Source organism: Streptococcus parasanguinis (genome assembly GCF_016648925.1).
GTDB lineage: Bacteria > Bacillota > Bacilli > Lactobacillales > Streptococcaceae > Streptococcus.
This window is the reverse complement of sequence record NZ_JACLQX010000004.1, coordinates 61,344-83,100: the sequence shown is the minus strand read 5'-3', so window position 1 is coordinate 83,100 and position 21,757 is coordinate 61,344. Positions and strand designations below refer to the sequence as shown.

Sequence of the window (21,757 nt, the reverse complement as noted above, 5' to 3'; positions counted from 1 at the left end):
TCTTTCAGCAAGCTGACAAAACAAAAGGAAAGAAGAGGAATAATTAAGAAAATATAGGTAAAAGGCTTGCAATTTTATCTAAAATTCGATAGAATAGTAAGGAAAGTTAGACTGTATTGCCTACTGTCTATCTATAAAATATATTTTATTGGAGGCTTTTACTCAAATGGCAAAAGAAAAATACGATCGTAGTAAACCGCACGTTAACATCGGTACAATCGGACACGTTGACCACGGTAAAACTACCCTAACTGCAGCAATCACAACTGTTTTGGCACGTCGCTTGCCTTCATCAGTTAACCAACCTAAAGACTATGCGTCTATCGATGCTGCTCCAGAAGAACGCGAACGCGGTATCACCATCAACACTGCACACGTTGAGTACGAAACTGCTAAACGTCACTACGCTCACATCGACGCTCCAGGACACGCGGACTACGTTAAAAACATGATCACTGGTGCCGCTCAAATGGACGGAGCTATCCTTGTAGTAGCTTCAACTGACGGACCAATGCCACAAACACGTGAACACATCCTTCTTTCACGTCAGGTTGGTGTTAAACACTTGATCGTCTTCATGAACAAAGTTGACTTGGTTGACGATGAAGAATTGCTTGAATTGGTTGAAATGGAAATCCGTGACCTTCTTTCAGAATACGATTTCCCAGGTGATGACCTTCCAGTTATCCAAGGTTCAGCTCTTAAAGCTCTTGAAGGTGACTCTAAATATGAAGATATCATCATGGAATTGATGGATACTGTTGATGAGTACATCCCAGAACCAGAACGCGATACTGACAAACCATTGCTTCTTCCAGTCGAAGACGTATTCTCAATCACTGGACGTGGTACAGTTGCTTCAGGACGTATCGACCGTGGTGTTGTTCGTGTCAACGATGAAATCGAAATCGTTGGTATCAAAGACGAAATCCAAAAAGCAGTTGTTACTGGTGTTGAAATGTTCCGTAAACAACTTGACGAAGGTCTTGCAGGGGATAACGTTGGTGTGCTTCTTCGTGGTATCCAACGTGATGAAATCGAACGTGGACAAGTTATCGCTAAACCAGGTTCAATCAACCCACACACTAAATTCAAAGGTGAAGTTTACATCCTTACTAAAGAAGAAGGTGGACGTCATACTCCATTCTTCAACAACTACCGTCCACAGTTCTACTTCCGTACAACTGACGTAACTGGATCTATCGAACTTCCAGCTGGAACTGAAATGGTAATGCCTGGTGATAACGTGACTATCGACGTTGAGTTGATCCACCCAATCGCCGTTGAACAAGGTACTACATTCTCAATCCGTGAAGGTGGACGTACTGTTGGTTCAGGTATGGTTACTGAAATCGAAGCTTAATTCGATCTAGTTCCCAGATTAACAATTATATAGACAGACAGAAAACCCCGTGAAGACGGGGTTTTTATTTTGGTAAAAAGTAAAATGAGCTTGTGCAACCTTTCATTATGACGAAAATTATGGTAAAATAGATAGTATAAAATTAGAAAAAAGAGGTATGTGAAATGTCACGTAAACCATTTATCGCTGGTAACTGGAAAATGAACAAAAATCCAGAAGAAGCAAAAGCATTCGTTGAAGCTGTAGCATCAAAACTTCCTTCAGCTGACCTTGTTGAAGCTGGTATCGCAGCTCCTGCAGTTGACTTGACAACTGTTCTTGCTGCTGCTAAAGGTTCAAACCTTAAAGTTGCTGCCCAAAACACTTACTTTGAAAATGCTGGTGCCTTCACTGGTGAAACTAGCCCACAAGTTTTGAAAGAAATCGGTACTGACTACGTTGTGATCGGTCACTCAGAACGTCGTGACTACTTCCATGAAACTGATGAAGATATCAACAAAAAAGCAAAAGCAATCTTTGCGAACGGTATGCTTCCAATCATCTGTTGTGGTGAAAGCCTTGAAACTTACGAAGCTGGTAAAGCAGCAGAATTTGTAGGGGCTCAAGTTTCAGCTGCTCTTGCTGGATTGACTGCAGAACAAGTGGCTTCAACAGTTATCGCATACGAACCAATCTGGGCGATCGGTACTGGTAAATCAGCTTCACAAGACGACGCACAAAAAATGTGTAAAGTTGTTCGTGACGTTGTAGCTGCTGACTTTGGTCAAGAAGTGGCTGACAAAGTACGTGTTCAATACGGTGGTTCAGTGAAACCTGAAAACGTTGCTGAATACATGGCTTGTCCAGACGTTGACGGAGCTCTTGTAGGTGGTGCATCACTTGATCCAGAAAGCTTCTTGGCATTGCTTGACTTCGTTAAATAATGACATATAAAAAGGCGAGAGGTTTCTCGTCTTTTTTATAGTAGAAAAGACCAGCTACAAAGCTGGTCTTTTAAGTTAGGAACGTCCTAATAGTTTCTTAACGAGAGAAATCAGTTTGTATTTCAGAGGACTTGGGTAATAACGGAAGGTCCCCATCTTACGGACGATGTAGCCGTTGAAGTTTTGTTTGAAACGAAGAACACCGTCTGACCCGTCAAAGATTCCTTGAATACCAAGGAAGTTATATCTTGGGATACCACGTTTGATGGTTTCAAGCATCATATATTCCTGGAGAACAGCAGGAGCATAGAACTTATTAAATTCTGTATAAGAGCCACTGAATAAATAGGTGGATTCTTGTGGCATATAGACGAAGAGGCTACCTGCAAGAATGACGTCTTGATCTCCATATTTTTCAATATATTCTTTTGCGTCCCTCTTTCTCACCTCAAAGGTATCAAACTGGCTAGAGAATTCACGAAGTTGATTTTGTTTTTTCTCTGAATTGGGGTTGACTTCAAGATCCTTCTGTAATTTCTCAATCTTCTGTGCTAGTTTTCCTTGGTCTTTTTCAAGATTCGTGTAGTAATGGTGGAAGTTCAGTGTTGCGATCATGAAATCTGCATTGTCGCCAAAACTGTCATAGAAAGTTTGGTAATAATCCAAGGTCTTATCCTGATAGTCGCGACGGTCACTGGTAGAGGAAGTAATATCCTTAAAGAGTTGCAGTTCATCTCTGTTTAATCGTTTCAGTTCAATACCGAAAGATTTGGCTTTTTTGACAAGTGGCTTTCCTTTTTTACTGAAGCTCTTGAGAAGATTTTTTTCGGTGATGCCCTCCATATCTTTCACATAATGCCAATCACCTTCTCCACCTGGATAACCTGTTGTTAAACCATCATGCTGATAGCCCAATTTTTTAAGGGTATCCATAAAATGGGTTTGCTCTTCACTGGTTGGATTGCCATCGCTGTCAAAGGTTTGATAGGTATCATAGGGCTTGATAACGAGTTCAATAGCCCCATTTTCTTTCGCATAGTCTTTTAAGGCTGCATAGAAGGGTTCTAGCATGTCTTCCTCTTGGTAAAGGGGTCCGGAATTGATTTCCATATGGAGACCACCTGTCATAGGAAGACTGTACAAGATCGCTGCTACTTGGACTTGATTTTCTTGTTTCCAAGCGATAAATTGGACCGTATTTCCTCGCTTTTCAAGCAGATCTGCCATTTCAGCAGATTGGATAAAAGATCGATGGGAGACAGTATTTGCAAATGAGGTAAATTCTTCTTTTGAAATTGTCGTAAGAGTCATGTAACTTATTTACTCCTTAATTTTTTCCGGATCTTGTAGACTTTGTTTACAAGTGGATAAAGTGGACTGGTTGGGAGGTTGAATTCCCCAACAAATTCTTCAATGACAGGATTAAATTTAGATTTGAAATGATAGAGACCACCATCGAGTGAATTTTCAATGCCCCCCATATTTTGCCAAGAAGCGCCACGATCAAAAGCGTGTTGGGCAGTTTCATACCAGGTGAGGATAGCAGGTTGGTAACGGCGGAATTCTTCATCCATCCCTGCATAAACATTTTCAGACGTCCCACCGAATTCAAGGGTTAAGGTCCCAGATAAAGGAACGACTTGTCTACCTGCTTGGAGATGCTGTTCAAGAAATTGCAGTTCTTCCTCTATCCGCTCTTTTTCTTTTTGGTTATTTTCAACCTTGCCAGGCTTTGTTTTTTCTGTGAATTTTTCAGCCTCTGCCTTGTTTTTTTCAAGATCTTTTGTAAGGGAGCTTTTCCGTTTCTCGAGATCAAGAGTAGATAAAGTAATGTAGGATTGTCCTTGGTAGGTTGTGAGTAGTTTTTCGTAGTAGTCTTTTCCACGTAAATGAATGCTTTTACGAGCTTCAGTCTTTTTCATGAGAGAAGCAAAGTCCTCTAACAATTCAGTCCCGCCAAATTGCACTTGGATCCCTTTGTTTCGAGCGGTTCGGATGGCTTGTCGAGTAGATTTTGAAAGATCTTGCTCAGTGAAAAACTCTTTGTGGATATTCGCTTGAAAGCGTGGTTGGATATTTTCTGCCATATCACTGGTTCGGCCAGTCCATTCAACCCCTTCTTTAGTTAAGGTGTCGATGACCGCTTGTACATCAGTGGTTTCCGTATTTTCTTGTCCAATCAAGTGTTTACTCAAGAAAAGACTTGGATCAAATTTCACAAACAAGGCCTTGTATTGTTTGGCTATCTTTTTAAGGGACTGGATCACATATGAAACCAGCTCCTTGTTTTGGTAATCCATGATTGGGCCTCGAGGAATGTAGAGCATGGAAAAGCCAAGTGGCAGGGGTTGAATCAAGATGCTTGCAACAGCGACTAATTGGTCTTCTTGATAAAAACCAACCCGTTCATTTCCCCAATTATCTTTGATTTTTGCCCATGAGCTGCTTTGTAAGAGATTGGTTTGGTCACTCTGAATAACAAAGTCATCATGCTCACTAGCAGAAATTCCTAGCTGGTAATGGTACATTTCTTATAATACCCACTTTCTAATGGCGTATGCAACGCCAGATTCATCATTTGATTTGGTAATATGTGTAGCAATTTTTTTAAGAGCTGGATTGCCATTCTCCATAACGACGGCATGTCCCACGACTTCTAGCATGGAACGGTCATTTTCCTCATCTCCGATGGCCATGGTTTCTTCTTGCTGGATTCCAAGTCGTTCAGCTAAATGAAGAACAGCTGCTCCCTTATTGGTTGTTTTCCCTAGAATTTCTAAATAAAAAGGGGCTGATTTGACCATCGTGAAGCGATCCTTAAATTCTTTAGGGATTTTTGCAATCGCATCATCCAGAATGTCTGGTTCATCGATATACATGGCCTTGACAAATTCTTTCTCACGAACTTCTTCAGGCGTCCGGTAATAAAGGGGCATATTGACCAGTTGAGATTCATGAATGGTGTAGCGTCCGATATCTCGATTGCTGGTATAGATGCCGTCTTTAGTAATAGCATGAGAGTGGATTTGGAGTTTGTTAGCAAGAGACTCGATATCGAGATAGTCCTCATAATCTAAAAGGTCCTTGATGAGTTCTTTTCCAGTAGCGGTTTCTTGCACCAGACCGCCATTAAAGGTAATGACATAGTCTCCAGGATCCATCAAATGGAGTTTTTTTAAAAGTTTTGAGACCCCTGCGATAGGACGACCAGTTGTGATAACGATTTTAACGCCTGCGGTTTTAGCGTCTTGAATGGCTTCAAATACGGAAGGTGTGATCTCTTTTTTTGAATTGAGAAGTGTACCGTCGATATCGATCGCCACTAATTTAATGGACATCCGTCTCTCCTGTAAAATAATCATTGGTGATATAGGAAGTGAATTCCTCTACTTGCTTACTGAAAAGTCCATTAACCTCCAGCATTTCTTTGGGGAAATAGAAGCGGTTGTCCCCATAGCGAGTTCCTGCTAAAGCAGCGACGAGTGGAGACAACTGAGACAATTCAGCGAGACTCCCATCTTTTCGGATCATCTCGATCTGGGTCCGCGGTTTTTCAAGCTCTGGTCGATAAATATCGTAGGGCAGGTCAAAATTTTGATGAATAGCTGTGTAGTAGGTTGGATTAAACCCAACCTCTTTAATCAGTTTTTCAAGGATTGCTAAGTCTTTTCGCTTATCTTCTGTAAATAGAATCGATTTAAAGACTTTCCGATTAATATAGCGCTGAGCAAGATCAGATAAGATGGTATCCGGACTATCCATCCAGACTTGGAAATAGGTATTCATCACACCGTCATCTAGATTTAGGTAGTCTTGGATAGTGACTTCTTCTTCAAAAAATGGAATCAAGCGAGGTGAAGTCAGTTGAAAATACTCTTTCTGATCTGGATAAATGGTTCTAGCTCGTTTGAGAAGATTTTGAAGGAGGACTTCCATGGCACGAGTAGCCGGGTGGAAGTAGACCTGCATATACATTTGGTAACGGCTGACCACGTAATCCTCGACAGCATGCATGCCATTTTGTTGGAAGGCAATGCCATTTTCAATCGGTCGAATGACGCGCAAAATACGGGTCAAGTCAAATTTTCCATAGGAAGCACCTGTAAAATAGGCATCCCGCAGTAAATAATCCATCCGGTCCACATCAATTTGACTAGAAATCAATTGCACCACTTGTTTATTGGGATAGGTATGATCAATGACGCTGGCTACACGATTTGGGAAATCAGGAGCCACTTGCAAGAGGATCTGATTGACCTCCGTCTCTGGACTGGTGATGATCAGCTGGGTCATTTTTTCATGATCGGTCCCAAACAGTCCTTCAAAGGTATGGGAATAGGCACCATGTCCAATGTCATGAAGAAGAGCGGCTGTCATGGTCAGTAAGTTTTCATCAGAATGCCATTGCTCTGCATACTTTTCATCAAAAATGGATAGAATGCGTCTTGAAATTTCATAGGCGCCAAGACAGTGAGAAAAACGACTATGCTCCCCACCGTGGAAGGTAAAACCAGATGTCCCCAGTTGTTTGATGCGGCGTAGTCGTTGAAATTCTTTACTATTAATTAATTGATAAATGATGGGATGATCCACATGAACGTAATCATGCACGGGATCGCGAAAGACTTTTTCATTCATGGGTCTATTATAGCAAAAAAAAGCCTATTTTGCGATCTAGAGGCTAATAGGGGCAGTCAAAATGCGTAAAATTTGATAGAATAGTAAGGCAAGAAAAGAAGAGAAGGAGACAAAGATGCAGATTCGCATTCAAAATACCATTCGATTTGGAGAAGAAATGGAAATCGTTGATCAGTACTATCAAGGTGAATGGAAGGAAAAAGCAGGTTTTCAATATCTCTTGTATACCAATGAAGAAGATGAAAAGGTTGCTTTGAAATTTTCCAATGACGAATTGGTCATGACACGTTTCTCAAGTCCTAAATCCATCATGCGTTTCTACAAAAATGAAGATGGTGGGGCAATCATCCCAACTCCAATGGGCATTCAGCAGTTTTTGATTACAACAGACCTCTTTCAATTAGAAGCAGGTCATTTGCAAGTCTCTTATCGCTTGTTAACTCTCGATGGAGAACAGGAATTTGCCAATTATCAATTACTAGTGGAATGGGAAGAATAGACCTCATTAAATTATTAGAGATCCCGCTTGCTTTATTCTATAAAAATGGTATAATAAAACCACTCAAGGGAGTAGCTGGCGGTTTTCCGCGATAGTGTCGTCATTACGAATTATTTCCGGCACTATATTAAACAGCGAGACTTGTTTTTTTAAAAAACAGGTCTCTTTTTTTGTAAAAAGAGGCCAAAAAGGAGGAGACTGTTTTGTCAAAAGAACAAAATAAAGATTTGTTTTACACGCAATCTTCTGAGGAAGTCCTAAAGAACTTGGACTCATCTGTCGAAGGTTTGTCAACCGCCCAGGCTCAAGAACGCTTAGCGAATTATGGTCGTAATGAGTTGGAAGAGGGTGAAAAACGTAGCCTACTAGCTAAATTCCTTGATCAATTTAAGGATTTGATGATTATCATCTTGCTTGTGGCAGCGGCACTTTCTGTGATTACAGAAGGAATGGACGGTCTAACGGATGCCATGATCATCTTGGCCGTTGTTGTCTTGAATGCTGCCTTTGGGGTTTACCAAGAAGGGCAAGCAGAAGCAGCCATTGAAGCTCTGAAAAATATGTCTAGCCCCATGGCTCGTGTTCGTCGTGATGGCCATGTTATTGAGATTGACTCAAAAGAATTGGTACCCGGAGATATCGTCTTGCTTGAAGCGGGAGATGTCGTGCCTGCAGATATGCGTTTGTTTGAAGCAGCTTCTCTTAAAATTGAAGAAGCAGCTCTTACAGGGGAGTCTGTGCCAGTTGAAAAAGATGTGACAGGACTTGTTGAAGCAGATGCTGGTATTGGGGACCGCGTTAATATGGGTTACCAAAACTCAAATGTAACTTATGGTCGTGGTATTGGTGTCGTAACAAACACTGGTATGTATACAGAAGTTGGTAAGATTGCAGATATGTTGGCTAATGCCGATGAGACTGAAACACCATTGAAGCAAAGCTTGGAACAATTATCTAAAGCCTTGACTTACTTAATTGTTGTGATTGCGGTCATTACTTTCTTAGTTGGTGTCTTCGTTCGTGGAGAGCATCCATTAGAAGGCTTGATGGTTGCGGTAGCCCTTGCGGTTGCGGCCATTCCAGAAGGACTTCCTGCCATTGTAACTATCGTTCTATCTTTGGGAACTACAACCCTTGCCAAACGCAATTCGATTGTTCGTAAATTACCAGCGGTTGAAACTCTTGGTTCAACAGAAATCATCGCATCTGATAAAACAGGTACTTTGACTATGAACCAAATGACTGTTGAGAAGGTCTACACCAACGGTCAATTGCAAAGCTCTGCAGCTGAAATTGCTGCTAGCAACAATACCCTTCGTATCATGAACTTTGCCAATGATACTAAGGTGGACCCATCTGGCAAGTTGATTGGGGACCCAACAGAGACTGCTTTGGTACAGTTTGGTTTGGATCACAATTTTGATGTTCGCGAAATTTTGAAGGATGAACCACGTGTGGCAGAATTGCCATTTGACTCTGACCGTAAGCTTATGTCAACTATCCATAAGGAATCGGACGGTTCTTACTTTATCGCTGTCAAAGGAGCTCCTGACCAATTGCTCAAACGTGTGACGCGTATTGAAGTTAATGGGGAAGTTCGTCCTATCACGTATGAAGACAAGAAAGCTATCCTTGCTACCAACAAAGACTTGGCCAAACAAGCCCTTCGTGTCTTGATGATGGCTTATAAGACAAGCAACGAAATCCCAACCTTGGAATCTGAAATTGTTGAGTCTGACCTGATCTTCTCTGGTTTGGTCGGCATGATTGACCCTGAGCGTCCAGAAGCAGCAGAAGCTGTCCGTGTCGCTAAGGAAGCGGGTATCCGTCCTATCATGATCACGGGTGACCACCAAGATACAGCAGAAGCCATTGCCAAACGTCTGGGAATCATCGATCCAAATGATACAGAAGACCATGTCTTCACAGGGGCTGAGTTGAATGAACTCTCTGACGAAGAATTCCAAAAAGTCTTCAAGCAATACTCTGTCTATGCGCGTGTATCACCTGAACACAAAGTTCGGATCGTGAAAGCTTGGCAAAATGAAGGCAAAGTTGTTGCTATGACTGGTGACGGGGTCAACGATGCACCATCACTTAAGACAGCTGATATCGGTATCGGTATGGGGATTACAGGTACAGAAGTTTCTAAGGGAGCTTCAGACATGGTCCTTGCAGATGATAACTTTGCAACCATTATCGTAGCGGTAGAAGAAGGACGTAAGGTCTTCTCAAATATCCAAAAATCAATCCAATACCTCTTGTCTGCCAATATGGCTGAAGTCTTCACCATCTTCTTTGCAACCCTCTTTGGTTGGGATGTGTTACAACCAGTACATCTTCTTTGGATCAACTTGGTAACAGATACCCTACCAGCCATCGCCCTTGGTGTGGAACCAGCTGAGCCAGGTGTCATGACCCACAAACCTCGAGGACGTAAATCTAACTTCTTTGACGGTGGGGTCTTCGGAGCTATTCTTTATCAAGGTGTCTTCCAAACCATGCTGGTTCTTGGTGTTTATGGCTGGGCCTTACTCTATCCAGAACATGCGACTCGTGCCGAAATCCATGCAGACGCTTTGACTATGGCCTTTGCAACTCTTGGTTTGATCCAATTGCTCCATGCCTTTAACGTTAAATCGGTTTACCAATCCATCTTTAAAGTGGGACTCTTCAAGAACAAGACCTTTAACTGGTCGATTCCAGTTGCCTTTGTTCTCTTGATGGCGACCATCATTGTCCCTGGATTTAACAAACTCTTCCATGTCTCTCATTTGAGTTTGACACAATGGTTAGCTGTTATGATTGGTTCGCTCTTGATTGTTGTTCTCGTTGAGATTGTAAAAGCCGTTCAACGTGCACTTGGAAAAGATAAAAACGCCATTTAAGGATAAAAAAAGTCATCTTCGGATGGCTTTTTTTGCGGGCAAAATAGACTGGGCATATTTCTTGAGGTACGTGTGGATTTTTGATAAACTAGTCAACAGTTTGAAGAAAGGAAACTTAGTTATGAAAAAGTTTTTTGCTGAAGTAATCGGCACATTTATGCTTGTCTTTATCGGGACTGGCGCAGTTGTTTTTGGAAATGGAACAGAAGGTCTGGGACATTTAGGAATTGCTTTGGCATTCGGTTTATCCATTGTTGCAGCAGCTTACTCAATTGGGACTGTTTCTGGTGCCCACTTGAACCCAGCTGTTTCGATTGCCATGTTTGTGAACAAACGCTTGTCTTCAAAGGACTTGATTAATTATATTGCAGCGCAAGTAGTGGGGGCGGTTCTCGCATCTGCAACAGTACTTTTCCTCTTGTCAAATTCAGGTATGTCAACAGCTAGTCTTGGTGAAAATGCCTTGGCTAAAGGAGTGACTCCATTTGGCGGTTTCTTGTTTGAAGTGATTGCGTCCTTTATCTTTATCTTAGTCATCATGACAGTGACATCAGCTACCAAAGGTAATGGGAAAATCGCTGGTCTTGTGATCGGTTTGAGCTTGACTTTGATTATTCTTGTTGGTTTGAACATTACAGGACTTTCTGTTAACCCAGCTCGTAGCTTGGCACCTGCCCTCTTTGTTGGTGGTGCAGCCCTTCAACAAATTTGGATCTTTATCTTGGCTCCAATTGTCGGTGGTGTTCTAGCTGCAATCGTTGCAAAAAATCTCTTGGATACAGAAGAGTAAAAAAAATTGGTTCCGAAGGAACCAATTTTTTTTTACAGTTCAAGGATCGTCATGGTTTGAGAAAATTCATGAGCGAGCTGTTTTTTCTTGTATGCTTTAAATTCGGGGAGGTCTTTGATTCTGCGATAGCGTTTGTAGGGATCGTATCGTTTTGGAAAATCATATTCAGGAAAAGCATCGAAAAATTGTTTGCAAAGCTCCCATTCTCGGACATAGCCTAAAGGTCTGGCATGATAGGTGATATTGTCGATTTTCCTATCTGAAATTCTGTGGTGGCTGTGTCCAAATATGACATCTTTGACAGGGAATTGCCGAAAAAGCTCATGAAAGGCTTGGCTCCCTAGAAAAGCATTAAAGCGTTCAAAATAAGGGTGGCGCAGGAGAAACTGACTATGAGGAACAAAGTGCATGGCGATGATCAGGGGTTGGTCTACACGCATGAGCTCTTGTTCCAGTTCTTGCAACAGACGTTGGGTAATGGCTGGATCAGATCCCATTCGTTGGAGGCGTCTGTCAAACCAAAACAGATTCTTGGTTTGGAGATGTTTTTGGGGAGAAATAGTAGGAACAAAGCTGTAGTCATACCAGCCCGAAAAGGCAAGAAGCGTATGATTGGAGAATGAGATTTTTTGAAATTCAAAAGGTCTCATGGCTTCTTCTGATAGGCCCAGCATATCATGATTTCCTAGGCTAAAGGTCACTGGAAGGTGACATTGAAGTTGGTCTAAAAATTCCTGTGACGTCTTTTCAAAGCCGTTGGCAATATCTCCTGCAATATGGAGATGTTGAATTTTTTTGTCCTTGAAAAGAGTGATCAGAGTCTCTAATTCTTCTTTGCCGAAGTTGTTTGAATCAATATGTAAATCGGACATAAAAGCTACTGTTGTCATGCTACCAGTCTAGCATAAGAGGATCTTTTTTTCTAACAATTAGGTTACAAATGAATAGAAAAAATGCTGAAAATCAGCTGGCTTGGCAGTTGTCAACCAGCAGATCCAATATTGGAAGGTGGGCAAATAGTGAAGGTTATGATATAATAGACTAGATACATAGAAAGAGGTACTTATGGACATTTCAGAAATTCGTCAAAAAATTGACGCAAATCGTGAAAAATTAGCTTCTTTCAGGGGGTCTCTTTGACTTAGAGGCATTGGAAGAAGAAATTGCCATTTTAGAAAATAAAATGACAGAACCTGATTTTTGGGATGATAACATTGCTGCGCAAAAGACATCTCAAGAATTAAATGAACTCAAGCAGACCTATGAAAATTTCCATCAAATGGTGGATCTCTTTGATGAGTCAGAAATCTTACTGGACTTTTTGGTAGAAGATGATTCGGTCAAAGAAGAATTGATCGAGAAGTTGGAGGAGCTGGATAAACGTATGACCAGCTATGAGATGACCTTGCTATTGTCTGAACCCTATGACAATAATAATGCCATCTTAGAAATCCACCCAGGTTCAGGAGGAACAGAAGCTCAGGACTGGGGCGACATGCTTCTTCGGATGTATACTCGTTTTGGAAATGCCCACGGCTTTAAAGTTGAAGTCTTGGACCATCAGGCTGGAGATGAGGCTGGGATCAAGTCTGTGACTCTATCCTTTGAAGGGCCACATGCATACGGTCTTCTGAAATCTGAAATGGGGGTACACCGTTTGGTTCGGATCTCTCCATTTGACTCAGCTAAACGTCGTCATACCTCCTTTACATCTGTTGAGGTCATGCCCGAATTAGACGATACCATCGAAGTCGAAGTTCGTGATGATGATATCAAGATGGACACCTTCCGCTCTGGTGGAGCTGGTGGACAAAACGTCAACAAGGTTTCTACAGGGGTGCGCTTGACCCACATTCCGACAGGGATTGTAGTGGCATCCACCGTGGATCGGACCCAATACGGGAACCGTGATCGTGCGATGAAGATGTTGCAAGCTAAACTCTACCAATTAGAGCAAGAGAAAAAAGCAGCAGAAGTGGATTCTCTAAAAGGGGATAAAAAAGAAATCACCTGGGGAAGTCAAATCCGCTCCTATGTTTTTACCCCTTACACCATGGTTAAGGATCACCGGACCAACTACGAAGTAGCGCAGGTGGACAAGGTGATGGATGGAGATATCGATGGCTTTATCGATGCCTACCTTAAATGGCGTCTCCAATAACCTAGAGGGAATCAACCAGAAAAGAATGAAAGGAATTTCATTACATGTCAATGATTGAAATGAAAGATGTTGTCAAAAAGTATGACAACGGGACGACGGCCCTTCGCGGGGTCTCTGTCCAAATTGAACCAGGAGAATTTGCCTACATCGTAGGACCTTCTGGTGCAGGGAAGTCGACCTTTATTCGACTTTTATACCGTGAAGTCAAACACGATAAAGGAAGTTTGAAAGTAGCTGATTTTGATTTGGATAAAATCAAAAAACGCGATATTCCTATGTTGCGACGCAATGTGGGAGTGGTCTTCCAAGATTATAAATTGCTTCCAAAGAAAACCGTTTATGAAAATATTGCCTACGCTATGCAAGTTATCGGTGAGCGCCGTCGCAATATTAAAAAGCGTGTGATGGAAGTTTTGGATCTTGTCGGATTGAAACACAAGGTCCGCTCATTCCCGAATGAATTGTCCGGTGGGGAGCAACAACGGATTGCGATTGCTCGTGCGATCGTCAACAATCCGAAAGTCTTGATTGCAGATGAGCCAACGGGGAACTTGGACCCAGATAATTCATGGGAAATCATGAATCTTTTGGAGCGGATTAATCTGCAAGGGACAACGGTATTGATGGCGACCCACAATAGCCAGATTGTAAATACTTTACGTCACCGTGTCATCGCGATTGAAAATGGTCGTGTAGTGCGTGATGAAGCGGAAGGAGAGTACGGATACGATGATTAGAAGATTTTTCCGACACTTAATCGAATCGCTTAAAAGCTTGAAACGAAATGGTTGGATGACGATTGCAGCGGTCAGCTCGGTTATGATTACTCTTAGCTTGGTTGCTATTTTCGCCTCTGTGATTGCCAATACCATCAAGCTTTCAGATGATATTCAAAATAGTGTGCGGGTTGTAGTATACATGCGCAAAGATATTCAAGACCAGAGTGAACAAATTGAAAAAGACGGTCAAACCGTGACCAATGAAAACTACCATAAGGTCTACGATGCTCTGACAGCCATGAAACATGTTGACAAGGTTGATTTTTCTAGTAAGGAAGAACAGTATGATAAACTGATCAAAACGGCTGGGAACAACTGGAAGATTTTTGATGGAGATGCCAATCCTCTCTATGATGCTTATTATGTAGAGACGACAGCTCCAAAATATGTGAAGCAAGTCTCAGCAGATGCCAAAAAAATTGAAGGGGTCTCTGAAGTGAAAGATGGTGGGGTCGATACCCAACGCTTGTTTGCACTTGGAACCTTCATCCGAAACTGGGGCTTGATCGGTGTAGCTTTATTGATCTTCATCGCAGTCTTCTTGATTTCTAATACCATCCGGATTACCATCATTTCACGTAGTCGTGAGATTAAGATTATGCGACTGGTAGGAGCAAAAAATGGCTATATTCGTGCACCATTCCTTTTAGAAGGGGCTTGGATCGGTCTCTTGGGAGCCTTGGTTCCTTCGGCTTTGGTCTTCTATGTTTATAATGTTGTCTATACATCAATGAACAATAACTTGTCAGATCAAAACTTGTATCTCTATAGTCCACATCTTTTGGTACCGATTATGGTGGGTGGTCTCTTTGGATTAGGAATTTTGATCGGAGCGATCGGTTCTTCAATCTCCATGAGACGTTTTCTTAAGATATAATAAAAAAGCAAGTTCACACTTGCTTTTTTTTGTATCCTTTTATTAGGACAGGAAGGAGGATACATGATTCTTTAAGATTGTCTAAAGAAGGGATTGAACATCTTCTCGTGACCGATAGAAGTTTCAGGGCCATGGCCAGGATAGACGGTATAGGAAGATGGAAGGGTAAAGAGCTCTTCCCTGATACTGCTAAGCAACTGTGCCGCGTTCCCTGTTGGAAGATCGGTCCGTCCAATGGTTTCGCGAAAAAGGGCATCACCGGATAGTACCAAGTGATCCTCGGGAAAGACGATGGAGACTCCTCCGGCAGAGTGGCCCGGTGTCTCTAGAACATAAAAGTGGAAATCGGCTATTTCGTAATCGGAGCGAATGTCATAAAGGAAGTCGGCCTCCTGACATACAACATCTTCTAAATCCGCATGACGATCCAAACCAGATAAATTATCGACAGGAGAAGACAACCAACTGGCTTCTGCCGAATGGACATAGACTGGTGGGAAATGATACTTCTGACGGGCCTTTTCAAGACTCATAATGTGATCGTAGTGAGTATGGGTTAAAAGAATCGCTACAATTGGTTTTCCTACGTGATCAATTTGTTTTTGAATAGTCGCCCAGTCGCTACCTGGATCAACAAGAATGAGGGAGTGTTCATTTTCAAGGTAGTAGGTGTTTTCATAAGCTACAGGATTAACAGTACGATAGATTTTCATAAGGACTCCTTTCTAGAATAGTGTATCAAATTGTAAGGAAAATAACAGGATTGAAGTCAGCATGAAAGGAGAAAAAAATCTGCAGAGCTTGCTCAAACGTGATATAATTTTAAGTATTATGACAAGACAGAAACGGAAATATGCCATTGTGGACCTGGAAGCGACCAGTGCTGGAAGCAATGCTAAGATCATTCAGGTTGGGATTGTCATCGTCGAAGATGGGAGGATTAGGCAATCCTATGAGACGGATGTGAATCCCCATGAACGATTGGATGAGCATATCAAACAACTGACTGGCCTGACAGATGCTCGCTTGAAAAAAGCTCCAGAGTTTGCACAAGTGGCAAAAGAAATTTTTGAATTAATAGAAGATGCCGTCTTTGTGGCCCATAATGTCAAATTTGATGCGAATTTATTGGCAGAAGCCCTCTTTTGGGAAGGATTTGAGCTAACGACTCCTCGGATTGATACGGTTGAATTGTCTCAAATTTTCTATCCGACTTTGGAACGCTACAATTTAGGAGCGCTTGCGACTGAACTGGAAATTGAGTTGCACCATGCTCACTCCGCTCTAGCGGATGCTATGGCAACAGCCCAGCTGCTGTTGAAATTGAGAGAGAAAATTGCGAGCTTACCAAGAGGATTGATCGAAAAACTTCTTTCGATGGCAGATTGTTTGATTTATGAATCGCGACTCTTAATAGAAGATGCGCTTGAAGACAGTAGTCTTTTTTTACCAGCTCATTTAGTAGAAGTTCATGGACTCTACCTGCGAAAGCCACAGCAGTTCTTAGAAAGTCACTATTTGTCTGAACAGTTTGAACTCAATATGCAGTTGTTGGGAATGGAAGCTTATCCGGAGCAGAGAGAATTTGTTGCCTATATCGAGGACAGTTTGCACCAGCCGCTTCCAAGTTTTATCGAGGCGCCAACGGGAATTGGGAAGACCTACGCTTATCTGTTAACGCTTTTGGCTAAAACCTCCAAGCGCATTCTTGTGAGTGTTCCAACTAAAATTCTTCAGGATCAAATTATGAAGAAAGAAGGAAAAACCATCCAGGATCTTTTCCAAATTCCCTTTCATAGCCTTAAAAGTCCCAAGGATTATATCCAACTCGATAAATTTTATGAGACCTTACAGATTGAGTCAGATAATGGGATGATTCGACGCTTTAAAATGCAACTGTTGGTTTGGCTGACCATGACTGAATCAGGAGAGTTCAGTGAAATTGGCCAACTCTATCGTCATCTTCATTTTGTAGCTGACATTTGCCACGATGGTCAATTGTCGAAACGTTCACTGTTTTATCAGGAAGATTTTTGGCGCCTCGGCCAGGAAAAAGTGAAAACCAGCCGGGTAATTCTGACCAATCATGCTTATCTGCTAACCCGTCTAGAAGATGATAAGAGTCTACTTCAAGAGTCTGTTCTGGTCGTGGATGAAGCGCAAAAACTCTTCTTTGCTTTAGAGCAATTTTCACAGAGAGAAGAAACCTTGCAATCTCTTCTTTTAAACTTGCAACACGCTATTGAAGAGGAAAAAGATCTTCTACAACGACGTTTGCTGGAGAGTATTCAATTTGAGTTAAATGCCTGCTCCAAAGAAGTCGTGCAAGGAAAAACGGCAGTCTTATCAGATCAAACGGTGGCAAAAATTCGGCAGGATGTATCGGAATTGAAAACCGAATCTCTAGAGAATCTAAAGGAATTGTTTGATGAGCGCTACCAAACCTTTTGGATAGACAAAGAAGTGGTTGAAAGCCACCAGATTCTTCGTCTCCATGGAGGAGTGGAGGACTTACTATCCTTTAAGGAATTTGTACCTGAAGAAGTGACCGTGCTCTTTGTATCAGCGACGATCGCTATCAGTAAAAAAGTGCATTTACCTGCTCTTTTAGGATATCAAAAGCAGCAAATCTATCGGGTACCGATAACAGTCAAACAACACCAGGAATTGCTGGTGCCGATTGATTTTCCAGATGTCGTTTCTCTATCTTCCGTGGAGTATGCAGGAGAGATTTGTCAGCTCGTCGGTGAACTCCTTCCTTTACGAAAGCCAATTTTTCTTTTGTTTACTTCAAAAGAATTGTTACTGGAGACGTCAAACGCATTGAAGTTTCCTCACTTGGCCCAGTATCGAAATGGCGATGCAGCTAATATTAAGCGACGATTTGACCGAGGAGAAAGCTCTATTTTATTGGGAACAGGAAGCTTCTGGGAGGGAGTCGATTTCTCCCAACAAAAAGAAGTGATTCAAATCATCACGCGCCTTCCTTTTGACAATCCTAAAGATTATATGGTTCAAAAGCTGAATACCCAACTCAGAGAACAGGGGAAAAATCCCTTTTATGACTATAGTCTTCCAGTCGCGATTTTAAGACTTAAACAGGCTATTGGGAGAACCAGCCGTTTTCAAGATCAGGAATCTTTGGTGCTTTTATTAGATCAGCGGGTGGTAACCAAGCGATATGGAAAACAAATTTTGGACGGGTTGCAACAAGTGTTGCCCCTTCACACGACAGTGAGAGAGCGGCTTGTTGAGCAAGCAGCTGACTTTTTTGAAAGGAATTGAGAAAATGAAAAATAAAGGATTTGGACTTGCAATTGCATTTGTACTGGCACTTTGTGCTATGTTGTTGGGAACTTTCTTTCCCATTATTGGCTCCAGTGTTTTTGCCTTAATTTTAGGAATTGTCCTTAATGAATTTGTGGATTTGCCGGAGAATTCACGACCAGGCTTGAACTGGTCCGGTAAGAAATTGTTACAGTATTCGATTATCTTCATGGGATTTAGCTTGCCCATTGCGACGGTTGCCTCTACAGGTTTGTCTTCTTTAAAGATTAGTCTGCCAACGATAACCGTTGCCTTTCTTGCAGCTATTATTTTTGGGAGAGTCTTCCACCTGAAATCTCATCTACGGACCTTAATTGGGTTTGGTACAGCTATTTGTGGTGGATCTGCTATTGCAGCAGCAGCGCCGATCATTGAAGCAGACGAAGAGGAAATAGCCCTATCTATGTCAACTATCTTCTTCTTCAACATTTTGGCTGTCTTTATCTTTCCAGTATTAGGCCATTTATGGCATATGTCTAATTTTCAATTTGGCCTCTGGTCAGGAACAGCCATTAACGATACGTCATCTGTTGTAGCAGCAGCATTTTCTTACAGTAAAGCAGCGGGGCAAATGGCTACAATTGTTAAGTTAACACGCGCCCTGATGATTGTACCAGTTTGTTTGGGCTTGATCGGTTTAAAATGGTATCGGAGTAAACAACAAGGAAGAAACAAAGGAATGTTAAAGAAAATTATTCCTTGGTTTATTATCTGGTTTATTGTGGCTTCCATTCTTTCTTCTATTGGCCTGGTACCTAAAGTGGTCCTACCATACCTAAATGACCTTTCTCACCTCTTTATGGCCATGGCCTTGGTTGGAATCGGAAGCAAGGTTTCTTGGAAACAGTTCCGTTCGGCTGGAGCAGCCCCCCTTCTGGTAGGTTTGATTGCTTGGTTCTGTGTGGCAGGATCTAGCTTGATTCTACAGATGTTGTTCTATTAATTAATTTGATGATTCTCACAGAAAGGAACGTGAATGAAGAAAAATCATTTTTGGACGATCCACCTGGATTATTCGATCATTGGAATTGTCTTCACCCTACTTATGATTGGGATCTTATCCGTTTATGTGGCAGTTTCTCATGATTATCCCCAAATGGTGTGGCCTTTTTTGGGGCAGCAATTGGCCTGGATTGGTGTGGGATGTATCATTTGCCTGATTGTGACGATTTTTAGTACGAAATTTCTTTGGAAAATCACTCCCTTTCTTTACCTACTAGGCTTGGCCTTGATGGTTCTTCCTCTTGTTTTTTATAATCCCAACTTGGTGGCTTCAACAGGAGCTAAAAACTGGGTGGCTTATGGGAACATCACCTTATTTCAGCCCTCAGAATTTATGAAGATCCCCTTCATCCTGATGCTGTCACGCTCTATTGTCCGATTTTTGCAAAGAAATAAGGGGCGTGAGCGATTATTACGACAAGATTGGTTTTTGATTCTAGAGTTGACCATCTATACGATTCCGGTCTTTGCCTTATTGGCTCTCCAACAGGACTTGGGAACGGCCTTAGTATTCTTGGCCATTTTTGCGGGCTTAGTGCTCGTTTCAGGAGTTTCCTGGAAAATTATCTTGCCGGTCATCTTGCTTCTGGCAGGTGGATTAGCAGGCTTTCTCTTCCTCTTTCTTTCAGAAGGGGGGCGAGCTTTTCTGCACCAGCAAGTAGGGATGCCAACCTATCAGATGAACCGTATTTTAGCCTGGTTAAATCCTTTTGACTATGCACAAACCACCACCTACCAGCAGGCACAAGGACAGCTAGCTATTGCTAGTGGTGGTCTCTTTGGGCAAGGCTTTAATGTCTCCAATTTATTGGTTCCCGTACGGGAAAGCGATATGATTTTTACGGTCGTCGCAGAAGACTTTGGCTTTGTTGGAGCTCTGGTGCTGTTGATTTTATATGTGACCCTGATTTACCGCATTTTAAAAATTACCCTCCAGTCCAATAACCAATTTTATACCTATATTTCCATCGGATTTATCATGATGCTGGTCTTTCATATTTTTGAAAATGTCGGAGCAGTAACGGGTCTTCTCCCTTTGACGGGGATTCCCCTCCCCTTTATCTCACAAGGTGGATCGTCTATTATTAGTAATCTGATTGGTATTGGTCTGGTCCTCTCAATATATAATCATAGCAGCAAAAAGAAAGAGCCAGAAGAAGGGCCTCCAATCCGTAAAAAAGTAGTCCTTAAAAAGGCGCAATAGATAGAAAGAAGGAATGAAAATGAAAAAAGTAGCAACGATTTTAGCAAACGGTTTTGAAGAAATTGAAGCCTTGACCATTGTCGATGTTTTGAGACGGGCTGGGATCGACTGTGACCTTATTGGCATGGAAGAAACGGTCACAGGTTCTCACCAGATCACAGTGGAAGTCGATCGCCTCTGGAATGGGGACCTGTCAGATTATGATGGAATCTTCTTACCAGGTGGGATGCCGGGAGCTGCGAATTTGCGGGATAATTCGGAATTGATTGCAGCTCTTCAAGAAGAAAGTAGAAAAGGAAAAATCATTTCTGCGATTTGTGCAGCACCAATTGTCTTGGCGCGTGCCGGCCTCTTAAAAGATAAACACTATACGTGTTACGATGGTTTTGAAGAAGAGATTCAAGATGGACACTATCAGAAAGAAACAGTGGTGAAAGACGGTAATCTTCTCACCAGTCGTGGTCCTTCAACTGCGCTTGCCTTAGCCTATGCCTTGGTAGAACAGTTTGGAGGAGATGCCCAAAGCCTTCGTCAAGGAATGCTCTATCAAGATGTCTTTGGAGATGCTTAAAAGGGCTCTTTTGGACACCATATTTTCTGGTGAAAGTTTACATTCTATGACGGAAAATGACTTCTCTATGATTTAAAATGAAATGACCGTAAAAAATGGCTAAAATCCCCCCTAAATGAGGGTTTTAGCTTATTTTTTTTGTCCATTTGTGGTATAATATTGACTATGAATTATCATGATTTTATATGGGATCTTGGTGGGACGCTATTGGATAATTACGAAACGTCCACAAATGCCTTTGTAGCGACATTGAAGGACTTTCACATTCAAGCCGATCATGATTCTGTTTATGCAGCATTAAAAATCTCAACACAGGATGCAATTCAAACCTTTGCCCCTCATATTTCCAATTTTCGTACGGAATACAAGAAAAAAGAAGCCTTGGGCTTGCAAGAGCCGGTCTTATTTGAGGGAGCAAAAGAGTTACTAGAAGAGATCCAAGCACATGGAGGACGCCATTTTTTGGTATCTCATCGGGATCGCCAAGTTTTGACCCTTATTGAACAGACAGGCATTGCACCCTTCTTTACTGAGATTGTAACAGCAGACGAGGGCTTTCCTCGCAAGCCAGATCCAACCTCGATGCTCTATTTGAAAGAAAAATATGGCATTCAAGATGGTCTGGTCATCGGAGATCGTCCGATCGATATAGAAGCTGGGAAGGCGGCAGGGCTGACAACTTATTTATTTGATACCATGCCCCACTTACACCAGTTTATATTTGAATAGAAAAGG

19 protein-coding genes are annotated in these 21,757 nt (G+C 42.0%); 13 read left to right on the top strand and 6 right to left on the bottom strand.

The annotated features are described in order from the left end of the window. Window positions 1-166 precede the first annotated feature (166 nt). Window positions 167-1,363 carry an elongation factor Tu gene (tuf, locus tag H7T97_RS02470; protein ID WP_003008055.1) on the top strand — a complete coding sequence of 399 codons (1,197 nt, stop codon included), beginning with the start codon at window positions 167-169 and terminating at the stop codon, window positions 1,361-1,363. A gap of 164 nt (window positions 1,364-1,527) precedes the next feature. Further along, window positions 1,528-2,286 carry a triose-phosphate isomerase gene (gene tpiA, locus H7T97_RS02465; protein ID WP_003002560.1) on the top strand — a complete coding sequence of 253 codons (759 nt, stop codon included), beginning with the start codon at window positions 1,528-1,530 and terminating at the stop codon, window positions 2,284-2,286. Window positions 2,287-2,361: 75 nt separating this feature from the next. Here tpiA and H7T97_RS02460 read toward each other — a convergent pair whose 3' ends face one another. Genes H7T97_RS02460 through H7T97_RS02445 form a run of 4 tightly spaced genes read right to left on the bottom strand, consistent with a single transcriptional unit; the run spans window position 2,362 to window position 6,924 of the window. After that, the gene (locus H7T97_RS02460; protein WP_201089244.1) at window positions 2,362-3,597 is read right to left on the bottom strand and encodes an aminoacyltransferase; all 1,236 of its coding nucleotides are present in this window, start codon (window positions 3,595-3,597) and stop codon (window positions 2,362-2,364) included. Between the two features lie 5 nt (window positions 3,598-3,602). Then, window positions 3,603-4,814 carry an aminoacyltransferase gene (locus H7T97_RS02455; RefSeq protein WP_201089243.1) on the bottom strand — a complete coding sequence of 404 codons (1,212 nt, stop codon included), beginning with the start codon at window positions 4,812-4,814 and terminating at the stop codon, window positions 3,603-3,605. Window positions 4,815-4,817: 3 nt separating this feature from the next. Continuing rightward, window positions 4,818-5,624, bottom strand: coding sequence for a sugar-phosphatase (yidA, locus tag H7T97_RS02450; protein ID WP_201089241.1), 807 nt, complete (start codon window positions 5,622-5,624; stop codon window positions 4,818-4,820). After that, window positions 5,614-6,924 carry an HD domain-containing protein gene (locus tag H7T97_RS02445; RefSeq protein ID WP_201089239.1) on the bottom strand — a complete coding sequence of 437 codons (1,311 nt, stop codon included), beginning with the start codon at window positions 6,922-6,924 and terminating at the stop codon, window positions 5,614-5,616. The genes yidA and H7T97_RS02445 overlap by 11 nt, the downstream gene beginning before the upstream one ends. A 115-nt stretch (window positions 6,925-7,039) precedes the next feature. On the opposite strand from H7T97_RS02445, the gene H7T97_RS02440 reads away from it, so the two are divergent. The 3 genes from H7T97_RS02440 (at window position 7,040) to H7T97_RS02430 (ending at window position 11,101) form a co-directional block, all read left to right on the top strand. Beyond that, a complete protein-coding gene (locus H7T97_RS02440; RefSeq protein WP_003008038.1) occupies window positions 7,040-7,423 on the top strand; it encodes a YwiB family protein in 384 nt (127 codons plus the stop codon). 203 nt (window positions 7,424-7,626) lie between these two features. Further along, window positions 7,627-10,311 (top strand): cation-translocating P-type ATPase, encoded by a 2,685-nt coding sequence (locus H7T97_RS02435; protein WP_201089237.1) that lies wholly within the window; start codon window positions 7,627-7,629, stop codon window positions 10,309-10,311. Window positions 10,312-10,432: 121 nt separating this feature from the next. Continuing rightward, entirely contained in the window at window positions 10,433-11,101 is a 669-nt protein-coding gene (locus H7T97_RS02430; RefSeq protein WP_049472434.1) for an MIP/aquaporin family protein, read from the top strand. A 32-nt stretch (window positions 11,102-11,133) separates the two neighbouring features. Here the strand turns inward: H7T97_RS02430 and H7T97_RS02425 are convergent, their stop codons facing one another. Beyond that, entirely contained in the window at window positions 11,134-11,991 is an 858-nt protein-coding gene (locus H7T97_RS02425) for a metallophosphoesterase (protein ID WP_201089235.1), read from the bottom strand. 175 nt (window positions 11,992-12,166) lie between these two features. Between H7T97_RS02425 and prfB the strand changes: the two genes are divergently transcribed. The 3 genes from prfB to ftsX all read left to right on the top strand — a co-directional run bounded on the left by prfB (window position 12,167) and on the right by ftsX (window position 14,918). Then, window positions 12,167-13,262 (top strand): peptide chain release factor 2 gene (prfB, locus tag H7T97_RS02420; RefSeq protein WP_201089233.1). Its coding sequence is split into 2 segments (ribosomal slippage): window positions 12,167-12,238 and window positions 12,240-13,262, totalling 1,095 coding nucleotides; the frame shifts between segments, so codons are not numbered across the junction. Window positions 13,263-13,306: 44 nt separating this feature from the next. Beyond that, window positions 13,307-13,999 carry a cell division ATP-binding protein FtsE gene (ftsE, locus tag H7T97_RS02415; protein ID WP_003008021.1) on the top strand — a complete coding sequence of 231 codons (693 nt, stop codon included), beginning with the start codon at window positions 13,307-13,309 and terminating at the stop codon, window positions 13,997-13,999. Further along, a complete protein-coding gene (ftsX, locus tag H7T97_RS02410; protein WP_049497441.1) occupies window positions 13,992-14,918 on the top strand; it encodes a permease-like cell division protein FtsX in 927 nt (308 codons plus the stop codon). The genes ftsE and ftsX overlap by 8 nt, the downstream gene beginning before the upstream one ends. Before the next feature lie 71 nt (window positions 14,919-14,989). Here the strand turns inward: ftsX and H7T97_RS02405 are convergent, their stop codons facing one another. Next, the gene (locus H7T97_RS02405; protein WP_201089231.1) at window positions 14,990-15,631 is read right to left on the bottom strand and encodes an MBL fold metallo-hydrolase; all 642 of its coding nucleotides are present in this window, start codon (window positions 15,629-15,631) and stop codon (window positions 14,990-14,992) included. A 118-nt stretch (window positions 15,632-15,749) separates the two neighbouring features. Between H7T97_RS02405 and H7T97_RS02400 the strand changes: the two genes are divergently transcribed. From H7T97_RS02400 to H7T97_RS02380, 5 genes are all read left to right on the top strand, one after another. After that, entirely contained in the window at window positions 15,750-18,203 is a 2,454-nt protein-coding gene (locus H7T97_RS02400; RefSeq protein WP_201089288.1) for a bifunctional DnaQ family exonuclease/ATP-dependent helicase, read from the top strand. A gap of 4 nt (window positions 18,204-18,207) precedes the next feature. After that, the gene (locus H7T97_RS02395; protein WP_201089229.1) at window positions 18,208-19,188 is read left to right on the top strand and encodes a YeiH family protein; all 981 of its coding nucleotides are present in this window, start codon (window positions 18,208-18,210) and stop codon (window positions 19,186-19,188) included. A gap of 33 nt (window positions 19,189-19,221) precedes the next feature. Further along, the gene (locus tag H7T97_RS02390; protein ID WP_023918634.1) at window positions 19,222-20,451 is read left to right on the top strand and encodes an FtsW/RodA/SpoVE family cell cycle protein; all 1,230 of its coding nucleotides are present in this window, start codon (window positions 19,222-19,224) and stop codon (window positions 20,449-20,451) included. 19 nt (window positions 20,452-20,470) lie between these two features. Then, window positions 20,471-21,022 carry a DJ-1 family glyoxalase III gene (locus H7T97_RS02385; protein WP_023918632.1) on the top strand — a complete coding sequence of 184 codons (552 nt, stop codon included), beginning with the start codon at window positions 20,471-20,473 and terminating at the stop codon, window positions 21,020-21,022. Between the two features lie 165 nt (window positions 21,023-21,187). Continuing rightward, the gene (locus H7T97_RS02380; RefSeq protein ID WP_049483372.1) at window positions 21,188-21,751 is read left to right on the top strand and encodes an HAD-IA family hydrolase; all 564 of its coding nucleotides are present in this window, start codon (window positions 21,188-21,190) and stop codon (window positions 21,749-21,751) included. Window positions 21,752-21,757 lie beyond the last annotated feature (6 nt).

Bases quoted from the DNA above. Each gene is read 5' to 3' on its own strand.
- H7T97_RS02425 (WP_201089235.1), bottom strand. From the start codon at position 11,991: ATGACAACAGTAGCTTTTATGTCCGATTTACATATTGATTCAAACAAC.
- H7T97_RS02460 (WP_201089244.1), bottom strand. From the start codon at position 3,597: ATGACTCTTACGACAATTTCAAAAGAAGAATTTACCTCATTTGCAAAT.
- H7T97_RS02400 (WP_201089288.1), top strand. From the start codon at position 15,750: ATGACAAGACAGAAACGGAAATATGCCATTGTGGACCTGGAAGCGACC.
- ftsX (WP_049497441.1), top strand. From the start codon at position 13,992: ATGATTAGAAGATTTTTCCGACACTTAATCGAATCGCTTAAAAGCTTG.
- H7T97_RS02385 (WP_023918632.1), top strand. From the start codon at position 20,471: ATGAAAAAAGTAGCAACGATTTTAGCAAACGGTTTTGAAGAAATTGAA.
- H7T97_RS02405 (WP_201089231.1), bottom strand. From the start codon at position 15,631: ATGAAAATCTATCGTACTGTTAATCCTGTAGCTTATGAAAACACCTAC.
- H7T97_RS02455 (WP_201089243.1), bottom strand. From the start codon at position 4,814: ATGTACCATTACCAGCTAGGAATTTCTGCTAGTGAGCATGATGACTTT.
- yidA (WP_201089241.1), bottom strand. From the start codon at position 5,624: ATGTCCATTAAATTAGTGGCGATCGATATCGACGGTACACTTCTCAAT.
- H7T97_RS02390 (WP_023918634.1), top strand. From the start codon at position 19,222: ATGAAGAAAAATCATTTTTGGACGATCCACCTGGATTATTCGATCATT.
- H7T97_RS02395 (WP_201089229.1), top strand. From the start codon at position 18,208: ATGAAAAATAAAGGATTTGGACTTGCAATTGCATTTGTACTGGCACTT.
- H7T97_RS02445 (WP_201089239.1), bottom strand. From the start codon at position 6,924: ATGAATGAAAAAGTCTTTCGCGATCCCGTGCATGATTACGTTCATGTG.
- ftsE (WP_003008021.1), top strand. From the start codon at position 13,307: ATGTCAATGATTGAAATGAAAGATGTTGTCAAAAAGTATGACAACGGG.
- H7T97_RS02380 (WP_049483372.1), top strand. From the start codon at position 21,188: ATGAATTATCATGATTTTATATGGGATCTTGGTGGGACGCTATTGGAT.
- tuf (WP_003008055.1), top strand. From the start codon at position 167: ATGGCAAAAGAAAAATACGATCGTAGTAAACCGCACGTTAACATCGGT.
- tpiA (WP_003002560.1), top strand. From the start codon at position 1,528: ATGTCACGTAAACCATTTATCGCTGGTAACTGGAAAATGAACAAAAAT.
- H7T97_RS02440 (WP_003008038.1), top strand. From the start codon at position 7,040: ATGCAGATTCGCATTCAAAATACCATTCGATTTGGAGAAGAAATGGAA.
- H7T97_RS02430 (WP_049472434.1), top strand. From the start codon at position 10,433: ATGAAAAAGTTTTTTGCTGAAGTAATCGGCACATTTATGCTTGTCTTT.